This is a genomic window from Cronobacter sp. JZ38 (genome assembly GCF_008932145.1).
Lineage (GTDB): Bacteria > Pseudomonadota > Gammaproteobacteria > Enterobacterales > Enterobacteriaceae > Cronobacter > Cronobacter muytjensii.
In genome coordinates this window covers 298,899-320,109 of record NZ_CP017662.1, presented here as the reverse complement: position 1 = coordinate 320,109, position 21,211 = coordinate 298,899, and the positions used below count along the sequence as shown (strand labels likewise).

Genomic DNA, 21,211 nt, shown 5'->3' with positions numbered 1-21,211 from the left:
CCCGACTAAACATACCTCAACGCAATCGCAGGATGGGGCAATCCGCGCGCCCCTATTCCTCCTCGTTACCGCCCTCTTCCAGCGGCCCGAAGGGTTTGGCGGGCAATACGATGTAAATACCTTCAAACACCGCGCCGGGAGTATCGTCGCCCGACAGCTCTACCTGCAACTGCACGCGCGCTTTACGGCCCCGCGCGAGACGATCCAGATCGCCGCTCAACGAACCTAAATCGGCCACGGCGCCCGGCTTGCCGGTGATCGGTCGGCTATAGCGAATATGCGCGTCGGCCAGAATAATGGTGCCGCCGAGGTGGCGCTCACGCAGCATCAGCCAGATAAGCCCCCAGCCGGTCAGCGTCGCCAGCGAAAACAGGCTGCCGGCAAACAGCGTATGGTGCGGGTTCTGGTTGCCGGTCTCCGGCATCGTAGTGATAAATTTCTGCCCGGTATATTGCAGGATACGCACGCCCATCTTCTCGCTGAGCGGAATATGCTGATACCACGCCTGTTGCAGCTGGGCGCACCAGTCGGCGCGATGCAGGATGTCATCCAGCGAGGCTATCGGTTTAATCATCAGGAAGTGACGCAGCGGGGTGGTTTGCGGCGTGGTGATCTCGCCCTCGTTCACAAAACCCAGTTTCGCGAAAAACTCCACCGCGTCCTCGCGCGCGCTACAGACCACGCGTTTCACTCCCTCCTGCCGCGCGACCGACTCCAGCGTCATTGCCACCAGCGTGCCGAGGCCTTTTTCCTGCACCGCCGGGTCGACCGCCATAAAGCGAATCGATCCTTCGTTATCGGCGTTGATATAGAGGCGTCCGATGGCGACCGGATTACCCTCTTCATCCACCACCATCTGATGATGGGCCATCGCATCGTAAGCGTCGCGCTCGGAGCCTTTCGGCTGATGCAGCGGCTTACGCAGCATCTCCCAGCGGAACTGGTAGTAACGCTCAAGTTCTTCTTCTGTTTCGGGTACACGAAGGTGATACATAGCGGTACTCTCTCTTGTTGTCCGCGGCCATGCGGGCATCTGGTTCATATCTGCAACCAGAAGGTCACGGGGCCGTCATTGGTCAGCGAGACCTGCATATCAGCGGCGAAACGCCCGGTTTCGGTCGTGATGCCCGTCGCCCGGCAGCGGCTGACGAAATGCTCGTAAAGGGCTTCTGCCTGCTCAGGCGGCGCGCCGCGCGAAAAGCTCGGGCGCAGCCCTTTTTCCGTATCCGCAGGCAGCGTAAATTGCGACACCACCAGCACGCTGCCGCCCGCCTGCTGCACGTTCAGGTTCATTTTGCCCTGCTCATCGCTGAAGATACGATAACCCAGCACGCGCTCGCTCAGTCGGTTCGCTTTCTGCTCGTCGTCTTCTTTTTCGACACCCAACAGTACTAAAAGTCCCGGCCCGATTTCACCCGTCACTTCTTCCCCTACGCGCACGCTGGCGTGGGTCACACGTTGAATTAATGCAATCATACTGGTTCAGCTTCTTCTCTGGCGGCTTGTCGTAATTTGCGGTAATCCCCGAGAGTGACAGTAATTTCTGCCCCAAGCAAGACTATGCACCAGGTCCAGTAGACCCAGACAAAGAGGATAGGGATCACCGCCAGCACGCCATAAATCAGCTGATAAGAAGGGAACATGGTGATGTAAAGCGCGAACCCTTTTTTTCCGAGTTCAAACAGCAGCGCCGCCACCAGCGAACCTGCCAGCGCGTCACGGCCCGGCACGCGTGTCGTGGGCACCACGCTGTAAAGCAGCCAGAACGACAGCCACGACAGCAGCAGCGGAAAAATACGTAGTACTTCGTCGATCATCGTCGTAAAGCCGCTCGCCCAGCGCAGCGACAGCAGATAGGAGCTTATCACCAGACTCGCGCCCGCCAGCAACGGACCGAGGGTCAAAATCATCCAGTAAACGGCGAAAGAATAGACCTTCGGGCGTTTGCGCGTGCTGCGCCAGATGGTATTAAGCGCGCTGTCGATGGCGTACATCAGCAGCAGCGAGGTGACAATCAGCCCAAGCGCGCCGACGGCCGTCATCTTGCTGGAGTTAGCAACAAACTGCTCGATATAGCGCTGAATAATATCACCCGTGGCGGGCATAAAATTGGCAAACACAAAATGGCGCAACTGAAGGCTGACGTCAGAAAACATCGGAAATGCGGCGAACAGCGCAAAGATCACCGCCACAAACGGCACAAGCGACAGCAGCGACACATACGCCAGGTTACCGGCGAGCGTCGTCATATTGTCTTCGTCGATCCGGCTCCACAGCAACTTAAGCCAGGCGATCAGCGGCCCGGTACGGCGGGCCGCTTTTTGATGAACGGATTTTAACATGCAGACTTCGCGAAATAGTTCGGTACGGTTTTACGGTCAGTCACCAAAATACTGGTAATGCCCGCTTTACGCGCGCCATCGATGTTCGCCTCGTTATCATCGAAAAACACGGCGTCGCGGGCGCTAAAGCCTTCCTGCTCCAGCACTTTCTGGAAGATTTCCGGCTCCGGCTTACGCATGCCCATCTCCTGGGAGAGATAAATCGTGTCGGCGGCGGCGCGCACTTCCGGATACTGTTCCGGCCAGTACGTGGTATGCAGCCGGTTAGTGTTGGAGAGCACCACCACGCGATGCCCCTGCTCGCGCAGTTGCTGCATGATGGTTATGACTTCCGGGCGCAGCCCGACGAATACCGCCTGCCAGCCGGTGGAGAACTGTTCGAAGCTTAACGGTAAGGCCATCTCTTCGCATAACGCCTTCGCGAAATCCTCGTCGCTCAGCTCGCCACGCTCGTGCTGATAAAAAGGTTCGCCCATGGAGAAACTTTGCCGCAGGTTCGCCAGCGGCACGCGGCTGAAATCACTCCAGACGCCCAGCACACGGTTAAAGTCGATATCTACAATGACATTACCTAAATCAAAGATATACAGCATGACTCTCTCTCCTTTTGGGCCATGGAAAGTTAACTGTAGCGAGAAAGGAGAACTTTGACTATGTGCGAACGCGCGGCTTTTGCATCGCACGCGCGTTGCGGTGAGCAATCAACGGTCGGTTTCGTCGTCGCTGTGCGGTAACTCCGCCTGCACCAGCTCGACCTGGTGCGCTTTTAAAATCCCGTTCAGCGAGGCGCCAGGTTGTTTATCGGTAAACAGCGCCGTGGCCTGCGACAGGTTGCCAATACTGACCGCCGCCGAGGCGTGATACTTCGTATGATCGGCCGCCAGTAAGATATGGCGCGAATGGGCCATCATGGCTTTCACCACGCTCGCCTCATTCACGTCAAATTCCAGCAGCTCGCCGTCGCTCTCAATAGCGCCCACGCTGGTTATCAGATAATCCGCACGAAACCCTTCGACAAACGATGCCGCGACGGGGCCGATGATGCCGCCATTGTGCGGGCGCAGCGTGCCGCCGGGCACCATTACTTCGAAGCGGCTGTTTTTATAGAGAATATGCGCCACGCGCAGGCTGTTGGTGATAATACGCAGATGGTTATGGTTCAGCAGCGCGCGTGCAATCTGCTCCACCGTGGTGCCGATGGTGATAAACAGTGTCGAGCCGTCCGGCACGTAATCGGCGATCGCCTGAGCGATCGCGATTTTCTCGTCGGTCATGGAGATTTCACGCTGCTCAAAGGCGGTATTCACCACGCTGGAGGCGCGCCCCGCGCCGCCGTGATGCCGGGTAATGAGGCCCTGATCGCTTAGCTTGCGAATATCGCGCCGCACCGTCTGGGTGGAAACCTCCAGCAACTGCGCCAGCTCGTCGATATTCATATACCCCCGCTCGGCGATAAGCCCAATCAACTGATCGTGGCGCGGGTTGCCCGTCACTCCGGTAAGGCTCATGAACGATCCCCTTAAAATCATTGCTCGCCCGGCATTTTATACAAAAAGTGACAAAAAAGAGCGGGTTTGATCACAGTCAGGGATGCCAGCGCGCCCGCCGGGGCGAGTGCATTTCAGCGCGGCGGCAGCGCTCGCAAAACGCACCGCCTCCTGCGGTGACGCGCGCTGCGCGAGCATGACCGTCAGCGCGCCGTGAAACACATCGCCCGCGCCGGTGGTATCCATCACCTCAACCGTAAACCCCGGCTGGTGGCGCAGCGTTGCGTTTTCTTCCAGCCACAGGCAACCCTCTTTACCGAGCGTGACGTAAACCTGTCCGTTTGTGAGCGTTTTTGTCATTTTCAGCCCATCTTCAGGGCCGACGCCGGGCGCGAGACGCGCAAGGCCCGGCGCGGAAAATGCCGCGTGATCGCTTAAGGCCACCAGAGGACGGATATCCTGCGGCGTGACATCGGCGTCCAGCAGCGTCATGACGCCTGCGCGGCGCGCCTGCGTTAACGCCCGCAGCGCGCCGTCGTGCCAGCGTACATCCGCCAGAACGGCATCGTACTGGCTGAAATCGATAGCCCCCAGCCAGGCGGCGTCATCAGGTAAATCAGGGCTCGGATAGTTCACAATCACCCGCTCGCCTGCGGCATCCACCAGAATCGCCGACTGCGACGAACGCGCGCCCGCCACCTGACGCACCTGCGCGGTATTTACGCCAAAGGATGCCAGCTCCGCCAGCAGTTGCCCGCCCGTCGCGTCATCCCCTACACGGCCAATAAAGTCCACCTGCGCGCCGAGGCGCGCTGCCGCTACGGCCGCCGTCGCCGCCGGACCGCCCCCCACTTCTCGGTAGTGCTGCGCCACATATTTGCCGCCCTCGTGCGGCAGGGCGTCCAGCGTATAAATGCGATCCTGTACGGCGATACCCACACACGCGATGCGAACCATAGCGTCCTCTCTGTTAGCGCTTAAGGCGGGCCGACGCCCGCCGCTGTTCCTGCCATTCACCATAGCGGCATTTTAATTTTCCCGGATCGTAAAAAAGTGATAGCTGTCAATTTTTTGACTTTAAATTACAAATACGCTCATAAACAGACAGAAATAATCCATTATATATGACAAAACTGACACACCAGAGTTTACTCTCACAGGAGCATGTTATGGCGACGATTGCGTTTATCGGACTGGGGCAAATGGGCGCGCCGATGGCGGCGAACCTGCTGCGTCACGGCCACCGATTGCAGGTTTGCGATGTGAATCAATCAGCGGTGGAGACGCTGACCGCCAAGGGCGCGGTGGCATGCGCCACACCCGCAGCCGCTACCGAAAAGGCGGAATTTGTCATCACCATGCTCCCAAACGGCGATCTGGTGCGTGATGTGCTCCTGGGCGAACAAGGCGTCTGCAAGACGCTTGCCCGCGACGCGCTGGTAATAGACATGTCCACTATCCACCCGTTGCAGACCGACAGGCTGATTCACGATCTCGCCGCCCGCGGCTTCAGCATGATGGACGTACCGGTGGGCCGCACGTCGGATCACGCGAAATCCGGCACGCTGTTATTACTGGCAGGCGGTACGCCGGAGCAAGTAACACGCGCCGAGCCGGTGCTGATGGCTATGGGCTCGGAGCTTATCCGTGCAGGCGGGCCGGGTATGGGCATTCGCGTCAAACTTATCAACAACTACATGAGCATTGCGCTCAACGCCCTCTCTGCGGAAGCCGCCGTGCTGTGTGAGGCGCTGGGCCTCTCCTTCGACGTGGCCCTTCAGGTAATGAGCGGCACACCCGCCGGCAAAGGCCATTTCACTACGTCCTGGCCGAACAAAGTGCTTAAAGGCGATCTGTCGCCCGCCTTCATGATTGACCTTGCCCATAAAGATTTAGGCATCGCGCTGGACGTGGCGAATCAACTCCACGTGCCGATGCCGCTGGGCGCCGCGTCGCGCGAAGTCTACAACCAGGCGCGCGCCTGCGGACGCGGGCGTCAGGACTGGTCCGCCATTTTAGAACAGGTGCGCGTCAGCGCCGGGCTGACGCCCCGCCAGGCCACGCTTTGATATCTCCCTTTAAGGAAACCCCGATGGAAAATGACATCCTGAAAGACATTGCCCGCCCGTCCGGCGGCTTCGCCATGCTGGCGGTGGATCAACGCGAAGCGATGCGGCTGATGTTCGCGGCCGCAGGCGCCGCCTCGCCGGTGGCGGATTCGGTACTCACCGATTTTAAGATCAACGCGGCGCGCATACTTTCGCCTTACGCCTCCGCCATTCTGGTAGACCGACAGTTTTGCTACCCGCAGGTGGTGGAGCAGAACGCCATCGCTGACAGTTGCGCGATGATCGTCGCCGCCGACCACTTTATCCCGGGCAACGGTATTCCCGTCGACAGCGTGACCCTTGATGAGAGCATCGACGCGCAGGCGGTGCGCCAGCATGGCGGTAAAGCGCTAAAACTGCTGGTGCTCTGGCGCAGCGATGAAGATCCCGGGCAACGTCTCGCGATGGTGAAAGCCTTCAATGAGAAATGTCACGCCCAGGGGCTGCTGAGCATTATCGAGCCGGTGGTACGCCCGCCACGCCGCGGCGATAAATTCGACCGCGAGCAGGCGATTGTCGAAGCGGCCAAAGAATTAGGCGACAGCGGGGCCGATCTTTATAAAGTCGAAATGCCGCTTGGCGGTCGCGGCGATGCGCAGGCGTTGCTCGGCGCGTCGCAGAAGCTAAACGACCAGATCAATATGCCGTGGGTGATCCTCTCCTCCGGCGTGGATGAAAAACTCTTTCCGCGCGCCGTGCGGATAGCGATGAGCGCGGGCGCCAGCGGTTTTCTTGCCGGGCGCGCCGTCTGGTCGTCAGTCGTCGGCCTGCCGGATAGCGAAATGATGCTGCGCGACATCGCCCTGCCGAAACTGCGCCGTTTAGGCGAAGTGGTTGATGAAATGATGGCTCGCCGCTGACAGGAGAAGAAATCATGAAATGGTTTAACACGCTGAGCCATCATCGCTGGCTGGAACAGGAAACCGACCGTATTTTCGCGTTTGGCCGTAACGCCGCCGTACCCACCGGGTTCGGCTGGCTCGGTAATAACGGTCAGGTGAAAGAAGAGATGGGCACGCATCTGTGGATAACCGCCCGCATGCTGCATGTCTATTCCGTCGCCGCCCTGATGGGCCGCCCCGGCGCATACGCGCTGGTGGAGCACGGCATCAACGCCCTTAACGGGCCGCTTCGCGACAAACAGCACGGCGGCTGGTACGCCTGCGTTAACGATAACGGCGTGATGGACGCCACCAAGCAGGGCTATCAGCATTTTTTCGTGCTGCTCGGCGCGGCCAGCGCCGTCACTACCGGTCACCCTGCCGCCCGCGCGCTACTTGATGACGCCATCGCCGTGATTGAGAAATATTTCTGGAGCGAAGAAGAGCGGATGTGCCTGGAGTCGTGGGACGAAGCCTTCACCGAAACGGAAAACTACCGCGGCGGCAACGCCAATATGCACGCCGTCGAGGCGTTCCTGATTGTCTATGACGTGACGCAGGATCGTAAATGGCTGGAACGCGCGCAACGCATCGCCTCGGTCATCATTCACGACGTCGCCCGCAAAGGCGACTACCGCGTCAACGAGCATTTCGATACCCGCTGGAACCCAATTCGCGATTACAACAAGGAGAACCCGGCTCACCGGTTCCGCGCCTATGGCGGCACGCCGGGTCACTGGATCGAATGGGCGCGTCTGATGCTGCATCTGCGCGCCGCGCTGGAAGCGCGCGGCGAGGCGGCGCCGGAATGGCTGCTGGAAGATGCCAAAGGGTTGTTCCACGCCACTATTCGCGACGCCTGGGCGCCGGACGGCGCGGATGGATTTGTTTATTCCGTGGACTGGGACGGCACGCCTATCGTTCGCGAACGCGTGCGCTGGCCGATTGTAGAAGCGATGGGCACCGCGTACGCGCTCTACAGCGTGACGCACGAGGCGCAGTACGAAACCTGGTATCAGACATGGTGGGACTATTGCATGAAGTACCTGATGGATTACGAAAACGGCTCATGGTGGCAGGAGCTCGATGAGAACAATCTGGTCACCACCAAAGTCTGGGATGGCAAACAGGATATCTACCATCTGCTGCACTGCCTGGTTATTCCTCGCCTGCCGCTCGCGCCGGGCTTAGCGCCTGCGGTCGCCGCCGGGCTGCTGGATGTCAACGCCCGCCAGTAAGGTTTAGCCGGAAAAGCGAAGCGCCATCCGGCAAACAACATTAAGGACTGACTTTTATGCGTACCCTACAAAATATAACGCTGATAACAACAGAACACGGCTTTTCACTGACGTACCAGGACCGCCAAATCTTACGCCACTCTCCTGACGCGCCCTGCCTGTGGGCGGGCGCGGGTGAAGCGGATATCGAGATGTTTCGCGGCAACTTCAGCATTAAAGACAAGCTGAACGAGAAAATTGCCCTTACCGGGGCAGAAATAAGTGAATCCACCGACGGCTGGCGCGTGCATTTCAGCCGCGGCGATGCCGTGCGCGCTACTCTGCATATCGGTGCGGATGACAGCGGTCGCCTGACGCTCCGTTTGCAAAACGACGATAGTCGCCATAACCGCCTTTGGTTGCGACTGGCGGCGAAGCCGGAGGATCATATTTATGGCTGCGGCGAGCAGTTTTCTTATTTCGATCTGCGCGGCAAACCGTTTCCGCTGTGGACCAGCGAACAGGGTGTGGGCCGCAACAAGCAGAGCCACGTTACCTGGCTTGCCGACTGCAAAGAAAACGCGGGCGGCGATTATTACTGGACCTTCTTTCCGCAGCCAACTTTTGTCAGTACCCAGAAGTACTACTGCCACGTCGATAACAGCGGCTATATGAATTTCGATTTCAGCGCGCCGGATTATCACGAACTGGCGTTCTGGGAAGATAACGCGACAATCCGCTTCGAATGCGCGCCATCTTATATCGAACTGCTGGAAAAACTGACCGCGCTGCTGGGTCGACAGCCGGAGCTGCCGGACTGGATCTACGATGGCGTGACGCTCGGTATTCAGGGCGGCACTGAGGTGTGCCAGCAGAAGCTTGATGTGATGCGCCGCGGCGGCGTCAAAGTCAACGGCATCTGGGCGCAGGACTGGTCTGGCATTCGCATGACCTCGTTCGGCAAGCGCGTGATGTGGAACTGGAAATGGAATCAGGAACTCTACCCGCAACTGGACACGCGCATTCAGCAGTGGAAACGCGAAGGCGTGAAGTTTCTCTCCTACATCAACCCGTACGTGGCAAGCGATCGCGATCTGTGCGAAGAGGCGGCGGCGCGTGGCTATCTCACCAAAGATGCGCAGGGCCAGGATTATCACGTCGAGTTCGGCGAGTTTTACGCGGGCGTGGTCGACCTGACCAACCCGGAGGCGTACGCCTGGTATAAAGACGTCATTAAAAAACAGCTGATCGAGCTGGGTTGCGGCGGCTGGATGGCGGATTTCGGCGAATATTTGCCAACCGACACGCACCTGCATAACGGCGTCAGCGCTGAGATTATGCATAACGCCTGGCCCGCGCTGTGGGCAAAGTGTAACTACGAAGCGCTGCAGGAGACGGGCAAACTCGGCGAGGTGCTGTTCTTTATGCGCGCCGGTTATACCGGCAGCCAGAAATATTCGACGATGATGTGGGCGGGCGATCAGAACGTCGACTGGAGCCTCGACGACGGGCTTGCCTCCGTGGTGCCGGCGGCGCTGTCGCTGGCGATGTCCGGTCATGGCCTGCACCACAGCGACATCGGCGGCTATACCACGCTGTTTGATATGAAGCGCAGCAAAGAACTGCTGCTGCGCTGGTGCGATTTCAGCGCCTTCACGCCGATGATGCGCACCCATGAGGGCAACCGTCCGGGCGATAACTGGCAATTCGACGGTGATGCCGAAACGATTGCGCATTTTGCCCGAATGACGACCATCTTCACCACGCTCAAGCCATACATCAGGCAGGCGGTGGCGCAGAACGCCAGCAGCGGCCTGCCGGTGATGCGTCCGCTATTTCTGCATTACGAACACGAGCCGCGGGCTTACAGCCTTAAATACCAGTATCTGTTTGGCCGCGATCTGCTGGTGGCGCCTGTTTATGAAGAGGGACGACACGACTGGACGCTCTGGCTGCCGGAAGACAGCTGGATCAACGCGTGGACCGGGGAGGCGTGCGGCGGCGGTGACGTAACCGTGGATGCGCCGCTCGGCAAGCCGCCGGTGTTCTACCGCGCACAAAGCGAATGGGCGTCGCTGTTCGCCACGCTGCGTCACATCTGATGAGGCTCGCCCGCAGGGCCTCTGCGGGCGCAAGGAGAACCGTGATGAGTCACACCACAACCGCGCCGGGCGGCGATCCGGCGACCCTGCGTTTGCCGTTTAAAGAGAAAGTCGCGTATGGCATGGGCGACCTGGGCTCGAATATTCTGCTGGATATCGGCACGCTGTATCTTCTGAAGTTTTACACCGATGTGCTGGGGCTGCCGGGCACTTATGGCGGTATTATCTTTCTGATCGCCAAGTTTTTTACTGCCTTTACCGATATGGGCACCGGCGTGATGCTTGACTCCCGCCGCCGTATCGGGCCGAAGGGAAAATTCCGGCCGTTTGTGCTGTACGCCGCCTTCCCGGTGACGCTGCTGGCTATCGCGAATTTTGTCGGCACGCCGTTTGAGATGACCGGCAAAGCAGTCATGGCGACGGTGCTGTTTATGCTCTACGGGCTGTTTTTCAGCATGATGAACTGCTCGTACGGCGCGATGGTGCCCGCCATTACCAAAAACCCGAACGAGCGCGCGTCGCTTGCCGCGTGGCGCCAGGGCGGCGCGACGCTCGGGCTGCTGCTCTGCACCGTGGGTTTTGTACCCGTGATGAACCTCATTGAGGGCAACCCGCAGCTCAGTTATGTTTTCGCCGCCACGCTGTTCTCGCTGTTCGGCCTGCTGTTTATGTGGTGGTGCTATGCGGGTACGCGCGAGCGGTATGTCGAAACCGGCGCTGCCAGCCCGGCGCAAAAGCCGGGGCTGTTGCAGTCGTTTCGCGCCATCGCTGGCAACCGCCCGCTGTTTGTACTGTGCATGGCTAATCTCTGCACGCTCGGCGCATTTAACATCAAGCTCGCCATTCAGGTCTATTACACCCAGTACGTACTCAACGATCCGATTCTGCTGTCGTATATGGGCTTTTTCAGCATGGGCTGCATTTTTATCGGCGTGTTCCTGATGCCGGGCGCGGTGCGCCGTTTCGGCAAGAAAAAGGTCTATCTCGGCGGGCTGCTTCTCTGGGCGGTGGGCGATGTGCTCAACTACGCCTTCGGCAGCGGATCGGTGAGCTTTGTGGCGTTTTCCTGCCTGGCGTTTTTCGGCTCCGCATTTGTGAATAGCCTGAACTGGGCGCTGGTCTCCGACACGGTGGAATATGGCGAGTGGCGCACCGGCGTACGCTCGGAAGGCACGGTCTACACCGGCTTTACGTTCTTTCGCAAAGTCTCCCAGGCGCTGGCCGGGTTTTTCCCTGGCCTGATGCTGACGCAGATTGGCTATGTCCCGAACGTGGCGCAGTCCGTTACGACGATTGAGGGCCTGCGCGAGCTGATTTTTATCTGGCCGTGCGTGCTGGCGGTAATAACGATTATCGCGATGGGCTGCTTCTACAACCTTAACGAGAAGATGTACGTGCGGATTGTGGATGAACTGGAAAACCGTAAGCGGGCGTTTTCGCCTGGCGCGTAACCCTGACGGCGCTCGCGTCGTTCGGCGCGGGCCTGTGCTTTGAGGATCGGCTATGACGGCATTCACGAATCAGGACCCGCTGACGCTCCGCCTGAGCCTGCGGGAAAAATTGTCTTACGGCATGGGCGATTTCGGCTCCAACCTGATGCTGTGTATCGGGACGCTGTATCTTCTGAAGTTTTATACCGATGAACTGCATCTGCCCGCCTTTTACGGCGGCGTGATTTTCCTGGTGGCGAAGTTTTTCACGGCGCTGACCGATATGCTGACCGGCGTGCTGGTGGACTCACGACGCGCGCCCGGCCCGCGCGGCAAATTCCGGCCCTTTATTCTGTTCGCCTCGTTTCCGGTGGCGCTGGTGGCGACGGCGCAATTTGTCGCCAACGATCTGCCGCTGACCATGAAAACCGCGCTCGCTACGGTGCTGTTTATGCTCTTCGGCCTGTTTTACAGCCTGATGAACTGCGCTTATGGCGCGATGGTGCCCGCCATCACTAAAAACCCGCAGGAGCGCGCGCATCTCGCCGCCTGGCGGCAGGGCGGCGCGACGCTTGGACTGCTGCTCTGCACGGTCGGCTTTATGCCGATCCAGTCGCTGTTTACGGCGCGTCCGGCGACGGGCTACCTGGTCGCGGCGCTGCTTTTCGCCGGCGTCGGGCTTATCAGCATGGGGTGCTGTTACCGCGGCGTGCGCGAGCGTTATGTAGAAGTGGTGCCCGCCGGGCATAAGCCGGGCATGCTGAAATCCTTTTGCGCGATTTTCCAGAACCCGCCGCTGCTGGTGCTGTGTATCGCCAATCTCTGTACGCTGGCGGCGTTTAATATCAAGCTCGCCATCCAGGTCTATTACACGCAATACGTGCTCAACGATGTGCATCTGCTGTCGTGGATGGGATTGTTCAGTATGGGCTGCATTCTGGTCGGCGTCTTTTTGGTGCCGGGCGCGGTGAAACGCTTTGGTAAGAAACGGGTCTATCTCGGCGGGCTCGCGCTCTGGGCCGCTGGCGATATTTTTAACTACCTGTGGGGCGCGACGTCGCTGAGCTTCGTGCTGTTTTCGTGCATGGCGTTTTTTGGCACCGCGTTTGTGAACAGTCTGAACTGGGCGCTGGTGCCGGATACGGTGGATTACGGCGAGTGGAAAACCGGCATCCGCGCCGAAGGCTCGGTCTACACCGGTTATACGTTTTCGCGCAAGATTTCCGCGGCGCTGGCAGGGTTCCTGCCCGGCATTATGCTGACGCAAATCGGTTACGTGCCAAACGCGCTGCAAACCGCCGCGACGCTCGACGGGCTACGCCAGCTGATTTTCCTCTGGCCGTGCGGGCTGGCCATTATCGCCGCCCTGATTATGGGCCTGTTTTATAAGCTCAATGAAGCCCGCTTTGCGGTCATCATTGATGAGATAGCGAAGCGGAAAACAACGCCGCGCTACACGCCTGAAGCTGACCGTAAACCACCAGCGTCGGTAGCCCGCGCGCAACCATAAAAAAAGCCGCTGAAATTCAGCGGCTTTTTAGTCACACAGGCGGCGTTAACGCCGGCCCGGTTTACGGATGCACCGTATTAGTCTTCTTTCGCACCGCGCATTGCGCGTTTACGATCGTTTTCCGTCAGGTGACGCTTACGGATACGTACAGACAGCGGAGTCACTTCGACCAGTTCGTCATCATCGATGAACTCGAGCGCCTGCTCCAGGGTCATCTTGATAGGCGGAACCAGAACCGTCGCTTCGTCCGTACCGGACGCACGCATGTTGGTCAGTTTCTTACCGGTCAGACAGTTAACCGTCAGGTCGTTAGAACGGCTGTGAATACCGATGATCTGGCCTTCATACACTTCCGCACCGTGACCCAGGAACAGCTTACCGCGATCCTGCAGACCGAACAGCGCGAACGCGACCGCTTTACCCTGACCGTTAGAGATCAGTACGCCGTTGTTACGCTGGCCTACTTCGCCCGGACGAATATCGTCGTAGTGGCTGAAGGTGGAGTACAGCAGACCGGTACCGGAGGTCATGGTCATGAACTCAGAACGGAAGCCAATCAGGCCACGGCTTGGGATCACGTAGTCGAGACGTACGCGGCCTTTGCCGTCCGGATTCATGTTTTTCAGGTCGCCTTTACGCTCACCCAGCGCCTGCATCACAGAACCCTGGTGCTGTTCTTCGACGTCCAGCGTGACGTTTTCGAACGGCTCTTGTTTACGACCGTCGATTTCGCGGAAGATAACTTTCGGACGGGAAACCGCCAGTTCGAAACCTTCACGACGCATATTCTCGATAAGCACAGACAGGTGCAGTTCACCACGGCCAGAAACGCGGAACGCATCAGCGTCTTCGGTCTCTTCAACGCGCAGCGCAACGTTATGCACCAGCTCTTTGTTCAGACGGTCAAGGATCTGACGAGAGGTAACGTATTTACCTTCTTTACCGCAGAACGGCGACGTGTTGACGTTGAAGTACATAGAAACGGTCGGTTCGTCAACGGACAGCGCCGGCAGCGCTTCGACGTTCTGCGGGTCGCAGATGGTGTCGGAGATGTTCAGCTCGCCAAGACCGGTGATCGCGATGATATCGCCAGCTTCAGCCAGATCGGTATCGATACGCTCCAGGCCCAGGTGGCCCAGTACTTTACCGACTTTACCGTTACGGGTTTTGCCTTCGCTATCAATGATAGTGACCTGCTGGTTCGGCTTCACTTTACCGCGTTTGATGCGGCCGATGCCGATGACGCCAACGTAGTTGTTGTAGTCGAGCTGGGAGATCTGCATCTGCAGCGGGCCGTCGAGATCGACGTCCGGTGCCGGTACATGGTCAACAATCGCCTGATACAGCGGGGTCATGTCTTCCGCCATGTCAGAGTGATCCAGACCCGCGATACCGTTCAGCGCGGAGGCGTAAACGATAGGGAAGTCCAGCTGCTCGTCAGTCGCGTCGAGGTTGACGAACAGGTCGAACACCTGATCCACAACCCAGTCAGGACGCGCGCCCGGACGGTCAACCTTGTTGATAACCACGATAGGTTTCAGGCCATGGGCAAATGCTTTCTTGGTCACGAAGCGCGTCTGCGGCATCGGGCCGTCAAAAGCATCAACCACCAGCAGCACGGAATCAACCATGGACATGACACGTTCAACTTCACCACCGAAGTCAGCGTGCCCAGGGGTATCAACGATGTTGATACGGTAATCATTCCATTTGATCGCGGTGTTTTTAGCGAGGATGGTAATCCCACGCTCTTTCTCCAAATCGTTGGAGTCCATCACGCGCTCTTGAGTTTCAGCACGTTCGTCGAACGTACCGGATTGCTGCAGCAGCTTGTCAACCAGGGTCGTTTTACCATGGTCAACGTGCGCAATGATGGCGATGTTACGCAATTTTTCGATCACAACTTTGCCTCAGGCATTAGAAATAGCGCGTTATTGTACACGTATTAATCGAAGGACTAAACAGGATCACAATCATCTGACGCAAACAAGTGTTGTCGCCAGGCTTTGTGATCCTTTTCACGCAGCGGTAAAAGGGCTATTAAACGTAAATTGCACCAACACAGTGCTTGTTTTTTACACACAGGCACTATATTGGTGCAATCTCTCCATCGTGGTGCAGCCCTTTTGCACTATGACGCGCATCATAGCGCCTTTTTGGGGGAATTTGAAAGTTGGCACAGATTTCGCTTTAAAGATTTCAGGGCGGCGACGCCAATTTTAATAAGTACTGAAGACCTCGTTACCACGACGACAATGACAAATCCGGGAGAGTTAAGTATGTCCGCTGAACACGTTCTGACGATGCTGAATGAACATGAAGTGAAGTTTGTGGATCTGCGCTTCACTGACACTAAAGGTAAAGAACAGCACGTCACCATCCCAGCCCACCAGGTGAACGCCGACTTCTTCGAAGAAGGTAAAATGTTCGATGGTTCCTCCATCGGTGGCTGGAAAGGCATCAATGAATCTGACATGGTGCTGATGCCGGACGCCTCCACCGCTGTCATTGACCCGTTCTACGAAGAACCGACCCTGATTATTCGTTGCGATATCCTCGAGCCGGGCACCATGCAGGGCTACGATCGCGACCCGCGTTCCATCGCCAAACGTGCGGAAGAGTACCTGCGCTCCACCGGCATCGCCGACACCGTACTGTTCGGGCCAGAGCCTGAATTCTTCCTGTTTGACGATATCCGTTTCGGCAGCTCCATTTCCGGCTCTCATGTCGCTATCGACGACATCGAAGGCGCATGGAACTCCTCCACCAAATACGAAGGCGGCAACAAAGGCCACCGTCCGGGCGTGAAAGGCGGTTACTTCCCGGTTCCGCCGGTCGACTCCTCGCAGGATATCCGTTCCGTAATGTGCCTGACGATGGAAGAGATGGGCCTGGTGGTTGAAGCTCACCACCACGAAGTGGCCACCGCCGGTCAGAACGAAGTGGCAACCCGCTTCAACACCATGACCAAAAAAGCGGACGAAATTCAGATCTACAAATATGTCGTGCATAACGTCGCGCACCGCTTCGGCAAAACCGCGACCTTTATGCCGAAACCGATGTTCGGCGATAACGGCTCCGGCATGCACTGCCATATGTCCCTGTCCAAGAACGGCACCAACCTGTTCTCTGGCGACAAATACGCAGGTCTGTCTGAGCAGGCGCTGTACTACATCGGCGGCGTTATCAAGCACGCGAAAGCCATCAACGCCCTGTCCAACCCGACCACCAACTCTTACAAGCGTCTGGTCCCGGGCTACGAAGCGCCAGTAATGCTGGCTTACTCCGCGCGTAACCGCTCCGCGTCCATCCGTATTCCGGTTGTCGCCTCTCCGAAAGCGCGTCGTATCGAAGTACGCTTCCCGGACCCGGCGGCTAACCCGTACCTGTGCTTCGCCGCTCTGTTGATGGCGGGTCTTGACGGTATCAAGAATAAGATCCACCCGGGCGAAGCGATGGACAAAAACCTGTATGACCTGCCGCCGGAAGAAGCGAAAGAGATCCCGCAGGTTGCCGGCTCTCTGGAAGAAGCCCTACAGGCGCTGGATCAGGACCGCGAGTTCCTGACCGCAGGCGGCGTGTTCACCGACGACGCGATCGATGCTTACATCGCGCTGCGTATCGAAGAGAACGACCGTGTTCGCATGACGCCGCACCCGGTAGAGTTCGAACTGTACTACAGCGTTTAATGCTTTTTTGAAGTTGATAGCCAACGGATTTCAGGTTGTCGCCACTGCGTGAAATCCGTCACTGTTTTTTTGTTGCCGTGGAAACTTTAGCCCATCTTCGGATGGGCTTTTTTCACCACCCGAAACCGGTTTTAACGTCTTTTTCATCGTTAAAACGCTATACTGCACTAAAATGGTGCAAAACCTGGGGGACTGCTGGATGGCAACAGGCACGCTGCCCGATGCTGGGCAGATCCTTAACGCATTAATCAATAGCATTCTGCTGGTCGACGACGACCTGGCAGTGCATTACGCCAATCCGGCGGCGCAGCAGTTGCTCGCGCAAAGTTCACGTAAGCTCTACGGCACGCCGTTACCGGAGCTGCTGAGTTATTTTTCCCTCAATATCAACCTGATGCAGGAGAGCCTGAACGCAGGCCAGGGATTTACAGATAACGAAGTCACGCTGGTGATCGACGGTCGCTCACACATTCTTTCCCTGACGGCGCAACGTCTGCCGGATGGCCTGATCCTGCTGGAAATGGCCCCGATGGATAATCAGCGGCGTTTAAGCCAGGAACAACTCCAGCATGCCCAGCAGGTCGCGGCGCGCGATCTGGTGCGCGGGCTGGCGCATGAAATTAAGAACCCGCTCGGCGGCCTGCGTGGCGCGGCACAGTTGCTCACCCGCGCGCTGCCCGATCCGTCGCTGACCGAGTACACCAAAGTCATTATCGAACAGGCCGACCGCCTGCGTAATCTGGTGGACCGCCTGTTAGGGCCGCAGCAGCCGGGTATGCACGTTACCGAGAGCATTCATAAAGTGGCCGAACGCGTGGTGAAGCTGGTGTCGATGGAGCTGCCGGAAAACGTTCGGCTTCTGCGCGATTACGACCCAAGCCTGCCGGAATTTACTCATGATCCGGACCAGATAGAACAGGTGTTGCTGAATATCGTCCGTAATGCCCTCCAGGCGCTGGGCGAAGAAGGCGGTGAGATCACCTTGCGCACCCGCACCGCGTTTCAGCTGACGCTGCACGGCGTGCGTTACCGCCTGGCGGCGCGCATCGATGTGGAAGACAACGGGCCGGGCATCCCGGCGCATCTGCAGGATACGCTGTTTTACCCGATGGTCAGCGGCCGCGAAGGCGGCACCGGGCTGGGGCTTTCTATCGCCCGGAACCTTATCGATCAGCATTCGGGAAAAATCGAATTTAACAGTTGGCCAGGCCATACCGAATTTTCGGTTTTCCTGCCTATTCGGAAATAGAGGTGATTATGCAACGAGGGATTGTCTGGATCGTCGATGACGATAGCTCCATTCGCTGGGTGCTTGAGCGCGCGCTCACCGGAGCAGGCTTAAGCTGCACCACCTTTGAGAGCGGCAACGAAGTGCTGGACGCACTGAGTACCAAAACCCCGGACGTGCTGCTGTCGGATATCCGTATGCCGGGTATGGACGGCCTGACGCTGCTCAAACAGATTAAACAGCGCCACCCGATGCTTCCGGTCATCATTATGACGGCGCATTCCGATCTCGACGCTGCCGTCAGCGCGTATCAGCAGGGCGCGTTTGATTATCTGCCGAAGCCGTTTGATATCGATGAGGCGGTGGCGCTGGTTGAGCGCGCCATCAGCCATTATCAGGAGCAACAACAACCGCGTAGCGCGCAGGTGTTCGGCCCGACGACGGACATCATCGGCGAAGCGCCGGCGATGCAGGATGTGTTTCGCATTATCGGGCGTCTTTCCCGCTCGTCCATCAGCGTGCTGATTAACGGCGAGTCAGGCACCGGTAAAGAGCTGGTGGCACATGCGCTCCACCGTCACAGCCCGCGCGTCAAAGCGCCATTTATCGCGCTGAATATGGCGGCTATTCCCAAAGACCTTATCGAATCGGAGCTGTTCGGGCATGAGAAAGGCGCGTTTACCGGCGCTAACCAGATTCGTCAGGGCCGTTTTGAACAGGCAGACGGCGGCACGCTGTTTCTCGATGAAATCGGCGATATGCCGCTTGATGTGCAAACCCGTCTGCTGCGCGTGCTGGCGGACGGCCAGTTTTACCGCGTCGGCGGCTATGCGCCGGTCAAAGTGGACGTGCGCATTATCGCCGCGACGCACCAGAACCTGGAGCTGCGCGTTCAGGAGGGGAAATTCCGTGAGGATTTATTCCACCGCCTGAATGTGATCCGCGTGCATCTGCCGCCGCTGCGCGAGCGCCGCGAGGATATTCCGCGCCTGGCGCGTCATTTCCTGCAGGTAGCGGCGCGCGAGCTGGGCGTTGAAGCCAAACTGTTGCACCCGGAAACCGAAGCGGCGCTGACGCGTCTCGCATGGCCCGGCAACGTGCGTCAGCTGGAAAACACCTGCCGCTGGCTGACCGTCATGGCCGCAGGCCAGGAAGTGTTGATTCAGGATTTGCCTGCCGAACTGTTTGAAACCAGCGTGCCGGACGCGCCTTCGCAGACGCTCCCGGAAAGCTGGGCGACGCTGCTGGCGCAATGGGCCGACCGGGCGCTGCGCTCCGGTCATCAAAACCTGCTTTCCGAAGCGCAGCCGGAGATGGAGCGTACGCTTCTTACCACGGCGCTGCGACATACGCAGGGACACAAACAGGAAGCGGCCCGCCTGCTGGGCTGGGGGCGCAACACCCTGACGCGTAAGCTGAAAGAGCTGGGTATGGAGTAACAGGACGTACTGTGTAAAAAAGCGTTGTCGCGTACAAATTGCTCTAATTTTATACTTTACTGTCCGCCAGGCTTGAGTATGATCGGGCGCGTTTATGGGGGGAGTTGTTATGCTGGAATCACTGATCCATATCGCCACGCAAAGCGCAGAGGCGGGCGCCGCCGCAGGCCATACGCCCCAGACGGCGATTGCCGCCCTGCTGTGCGCAGCGCTGGTAAACTTCTTTAGTTAAAAAAAGCGGGCCTGTGCCCGCTTTTTTATATCACGCGAGAGAACTGCTGTAGCCGCGCCTTCTGGCGCAGGTAGACGTCAAAGCACATGCAGATGTTACGAATAAGCAGCCGCCCTTTCGCCGTAACGTTAATTTCACGCGCGTTAACCTCCACCAGCCCGTCTTTCGCCAGCGGCGTCAGCAGTTGCAGATCCTCAGCGAAGTAGTCGGCAAAACGAAGCCCCCACGCCTTTTCGATCGCGGCGAAATCGAGCCGGAAATTACAGATCAGCGCTTTGATGACGTCGCGGCGGATGCAGTCGTCGCGCGTCAGCGCAAGCCCGCGCCACAGCGCATTGCCCTGTTCGTCCACCGCCTGATAGTAACGCTTAAGCTCTTTCTGGTTCTGCGCATAGCAATCGCCAATCATGCTGATGGCCGACACGCCCAGCCCCAGCAGGTCAGTGTCGCCCTGCGTGGTGTAACCCTGAAAGTTGCGATGCAGCACACCGTCGCGCTGGGCGATAGCCAGCTCGTCATCCGGCTTTGCGAAGTGATCCATGCCGATAAACTGATAACCTGCCTGGGTAAGCGACTGGATCGTCTGCTGCAGGATATCCAGCTTCTGCTGCGCGGAAGGCAGATCGGCCTCTTTGATTTTGCGCTGCGCGGCAAACAGGGTCGGCAAATGGGCGTAATTAAAGACGCTCAGGCGGTCCGGGTTGAGTTCCGCCACGCGTTGCAGCGTAAAGGCGAAGCTTTCAGGGGTCTGCTTCGGCAGGCCGTAGATTAAATCGATATTGGCTGATGTGAAGCCGACGTCGCGCGCGCGCTTAATGAGCGCAAAGATGAATGCTTCATCCTGCTCGCGGTTAACCAGCCGCTGTACCTCTTTATTGAAATCCTGCACGCCCATGCTGAGGCGGCGAAAACCTTCAGCGTAGAGGTGATCCAGCACGTCGAGTTCAATTTCGCGCGGGTCGACTTCAATCGAGATTTCGGCATCGTCGTTAAAGTGAAAATTTGCGCGTAACAGGTTCATCAGACGGCTGATTTGCGCCTTGCTGAGGTAAGTCGGCGTGCCGCCGCCCCAGTGGAGCTGACTGACGCGACGTCCGGCGAAAATCGGCGCGCGATGTACTATCTCCTGCTCCAGCACATCGAGGTACTGATCGGCCTTATGCTGCTGGCGGGTGACGATTTTATTGCAGCCGCAGAAGTAGCAGAGCTTGTGGCAGAAAGGGATATGGACGTAGAGCGAGAGCGGCCTGTCAGGATAGCGCGCGACCGCGCGGCTAAAATCGGCCTCGCCAAACGCCTCGGAAAACTCCAGCGCGGTGGGATACGAAGTATAGCGCGGTCCGGAATAGTTATATTTCTGGATAAGGGCCAGATCCCAGTCAATCACCTGCTCAGACATACTCACTCCTCCCGACGGTTTCGCCGACGCGTTCGGCGAACTGGCCCACCCGGATGGCGGGTGATAAGCCGGCTGCGCAGCCACTTCTGGCGCCGCGACAGCCGGTGTAGTTTAACGAATAACCACACCAGATAACATACTATCGGA

18 protein-coding genes are annotated in these 21,211 nt (G+C 58.2%); 10 read left to right on the top strand and 8 right to left on the bottom strand.

Going from position 1 to position 21,211, the window contains the following annotated elements; all coding sequences use genetic code 11:
* Nucleotides 1–52 precede the first annotated feature (52 nt).
* The 6 genes from fabY to BJP61_RS01425 form a co-directional block, all read right to left on the bottom strand.
* A complete protein-coding gene (gene fabY, locus BJP61_RS01450) occupies nt 53–994 on the bottom strand; it encodes a fatty acid biosynthesis protein FabY (RefSeq protein ID WP_038866506.1) in 942 nt (313 codons plus the stop codon).
* Nucleotides 995–1,038: 44 nt separating this feature from the next.
* Nucleotides 1,039–1,476, bottom strand: coding sequence for a D-aminoacyl-tRNA deacylase (gene dtd / locus BJP61_RS01445; protein ID WP_171997688.1), 438 nt, complete (start codon nt 1,474–1,476; stop codon nt 1,039–1,041).
* A complete protein-coding gene (locus tag BJP61_RS01440) occupies nt 1,473–2,342 on the bottom strand; it encodes a virulence factor BrkB family protein (RefSeq protein WP_038866501.1) in 870 nt (289 codons plus the stop codon). Before BJP61_RS01440 ends, dtd begins: the two co-directional genes overlap by 4 nt.
* On the bottom strand, nt 2,336–2,935 hold the full coding sequence (yihX, locus tag BJP61_RS01435) for a glucose-1-phosphatase (protein WP_161580127.1): 600 nt from the start codon (nt 2,933–2,935) through the stop codon (nt 2,336–2,338). Before yihX ends, BJP61_RS01440 begins: the two co-directional genes overlap by 7 nt.
* A gap of 108 nt (nt 2,936–3,043) precedes the next feature.
* Complete coding sequence (locus tag BJP61_RS01430) at nt 3,044–3,850, bottom strand: DeoR/GlpR family DNA-binding transcription regulator (protein ID WP_075192777.1); 807 nt, start codon at nt 3,848–3,850, stop codon at nt 3,044–3,046.
* Nucleotides 3,851–3,886: 36 nt separating this feature from the next.
* Entirely contained in the window at nt 3,887–4,786 is a 900-nt protein-coding gene (locus BJP61_RS01425) for a sugar kinase (protein ID WP_171997687.1), read from the bottom strand.
* 212 nt (nt 4,787–4,998) lie between these two features.
* Between BJP61_RS01425 and yihU the strand changes: the two genes are divergently transcribed.
* Genes yihU through BJP61_RS01395 form a run of 6 tightly spaced genes read left to right on the top strand, consistent with a single transcriptional unit; the run spans nt 4,999 to nt 13,077 of the window.
* Nucleotides 4,999–5,898 (top strand): sulfolactaldehyde 3-reductase, encoded by a 900-nt coding sequence (gene yihU / locus BJP61_RS01420; RefSeq protein WP_171997686.1) that lies wholly within the window; start codon nt 4,999–5,001, stop codon nt 5,896–5,898.
* A gap of 23 nt (nt 5,899–5,921) precedes the next feature.
* Nucleotides 5,922–6,797 (top strand): sulfofructosephosphate aldolase, encoded by an 876-nt coding sequence (gene yihT / locus BJP61_RS01415; protein WP_171997684.1) that lies wholly within the window; start codon nt 5,922–5,924, stop codon nt 6,795–6,797.
* Between the two features lie 14 nt (nt 6,798–6,811).
* Nucleotides 6,812–8,056 (top strand): sulfoquinovose isomerase, encoded by a 1,245-nt coding sequence (gene yihS / locus BJP61_RS01410; RefSeq protein WP_161580640.1) that lies wholly within the window; start codon nt 6,812–6,814, stop codon nt 8,054–8,056.
* A 56-nt stretch (nt 8,057–8,112) separates the two neighbouring features.
* The gene (locus BJP61_RS01405; RefSeq protein WP_161580129.1) at nt 8,113–10,137 is read left to right on the top strand and encodes an alpha-glucosidase; all 2,025 of its coding nucleotides are present in this window, start codon (nt 8,113–8,115) and stop codon (nt 10,135–10,137) included.
* Nucleotides 10,138–10,181: 44 nt separating this feature from the next.
* Nucleotides 10,182–11,588, top strand: a complete 1,407-nt coding sequence (locus tag BJP61_RS01400; RefSeq protein ID WP_171997683.1) for an MFS transporter — start codon at nt 10,182–10,184, stop codon at nt 11,586–11,588.
* Nucleotides 11,589–11,640: 52 nt separating this feature from the next.
* On the top strand, nt 11,641–13,077 hold the full coding sequence (locus BJP61_RS01395; protein ID WP_050568190.1) for an MFS transporter: 1,437 nt from the start codon (nt 11,641–11,643) through the stop codon (nt 13,075–13,077).
* A 77-nt stretch (nt 13,078–13,154) separates the two neighbouring features.
* On the opposite strand, the gene typA is transcribed toward BJP61_RS01395, so the two are convergent.
* The gene (gene typA, locus BJP61_RS01390; RefSeq protein WP_004387692.1) at nt 13,155–14,978 is read right to left on the bottom strand and encodes a ribosome-dependent GTPase TypA; all 1,824 of its coding nucleotides are present in this window, start codon (nt 14,976–14,978) and stop codon (nt 13,155–13,157) included.
* 378 nt (nt 14,979–15,356) lie between these two features.
* On the opposite strand from typA, the gene glnA reads away from it, so the two are divergent.
* From glnA to BJP61_RS01370, 4 genes are all read left to right on the top strand, one after another.
* Nucleotides 15,357–16,766 (top strand): glutamate--ammonia ligase, encoded by a 1,410-nt coding sequence (gene glnA / locus BJP61_RS01385; protein WP_007682051.1) that lies wholly within the window; start codon nt 15,357–15,359, stop codon nt 16,764–16,766.
* 199 nt (nt 16,767–16,965) lie between these two features.
* Nucleotides 16,966–18,015: a nitrogen regulation protein NR(II) gene (gene glnL / locus BJP61_RS01380; RefSeq protein ID WP_171997681.1), complete on the top strand. Its 1,050-nt coding sequence runs from the start codon at nt 16,966–16,968 to the stop codon at nt 18,013–18,015.
* Nucleotides 18,016–18,023: 8 nt separating this feature from the next.
* Entirely contained in the window at nt 18,024–19,433 is a 1,410-nt protein-coding gene (glnG, locus tag BJP61_RS01375) for a nitrogen regulation protein NR(I) (protein WP_007729495.1), read from the top strand.
* 109 nt (nt 19,434–19,542) lie between these two features.
* The gene (locus tag BJP61_RS01370; RefSeq protein ID WP_004387688.1) at nt 19,543–19,665 is read left to right on the top strand and encodes a YshB family small membrane protein; all 123 of its coding nucleotides are present in this window, start codon (nt 19,543–19,545) and stop codon (nt 19,663–19,665) included.
* A gap of 25 nt (nt 19,666–19,690) precedes the next feature.
* Here the strand turns inward: BJP61_RS01370 and hemN are convergent, their stop codons facing one another.
* On the bottom strand, nt 19,691–21,064 hold the full coding sequence (gene hemN / locus BJP61_RS01365; protein WP_171997680.1) for an oxygen-independent coproporphyrinogen III oxidase: 1,374 nt from the start codon (nt 21,062–21,064) through the stop codon (nt 19,691–19,693).
* Between the last annotated feature and the right edge of the window lie 147 nt (nt 21,065–21,211).

Bases quoted from the DNA above. Each gene is read 5' to 3' on its own strand.
- fabY (WP_038866506.1), bottom strand. From the start codon at position 994: ATGTATCACCTTCGTGTACCCGAAACAGAAGAAGAACTTGAGCGTTAC.
- dtd (WP_171997688.1), bottom strand. From the start codon at position 1,476: ATGATTGCATTAATTCAACGTGTGACCCACGCCAGCGTGCGCGTAGGG.
- BJP61_RS01440 (WP_038866501.1), bottom strand. From the start codon at position 2,342: ATGTTAAAATCCGTTCATCAAAAAGCGGCCCGCCGTACCGGGCCGCTG.
- yihX (WP_161580127.1), bottom strand. From the start codon at position 2,935: ATGCTGTATATCTTTGATTTAGGTAATGTCATTGTAGATATCGACTTT.
- BJP61_RS01430 (WP_075192777.1), bottom strand. From the start codon at position 3,850: ATGAGCCTTACCGGAGTGACGGGCAACCCGCGCCACGATCAGTTGATT.
- BJP61_RS01425 (WP_171997687.1), bottom strand. From the start codon at position 4,786: ATGGTTCGCATCGCGTGTGTGGGTATCGCCGTACAGGATCGCATTTAT.
- yihU (WP_171997686.1), top strand. From the start codon at position 4,999: ATGGCGACGATTGCGTTTATCGGACTGGGGCAAATGGGCGCGCCGATG.
- yihT (WP_171997684.1), top strand. From the start codon at position 5,922: ATGGAAAATGACATCCTGAAAGACATTGCCCGCCCGTCCGGCGGCTTC.
- yihS (WP_161580640.1), top strand. From the start codon at position 6,812: ATGAAATGGTTTAACACGCTGAGCCATCATCGCTGGCTGGAACAGGAA.
- BJP61_RS01405 (WP_161580129.1), top strand. From the start codon at position 8,113: ATGCGTACCCTACAAAATATAACGCTGATAACAACAGAACACGGCTTT.
- BJP61_RS01400 (WP_171997683.1), top strand. From the start codon at position 10,182: ATGAGTCACACCACAACCGCGCCGGGCGGCGATCCGGCGACCCTGCGT.
- BJP61_RS01395 (WP_050568190.1), top strand. From the start codon at position 11,641: ATGACGGCATTCACGAATCAGGACCCGCTGACGCTCCGCCTGAGCCTG.
- glnA (WP_007682051.1), top strand. From the start codon at position 15,357: ATGTCCGCTGAACACGTTCTGACGATGCTGAATGAACATGAAGTGAAG.
- glnL (WP_171997681.1), top strand. From the start codon at position 16,966: ATGGCAACAGGCACGCTGCCCGATGCTGGGCAGATCCTTAACGCATTA.
- glnG (WP_007729495.1), top strand. From the start codon at position 18,024: ATGCAACGAGGGATTGTCTGGATCGTCGATGACGATAGCTCCATTCGC.
- BJP61_RS01370 (WP_004387688.1), top strand. From the start codon at position 19,543: ATGCTGGAATCACTGATCCATATCGCCACGCAAAGCGCAGAGGCGGGC.
- hemN (WP_171997680.1), bottom strand. From the start codon at position 21,064: ATGTCTGAGCAGGTGATTGACTGGGATCTGGCCCTTATCCAGAAATAT.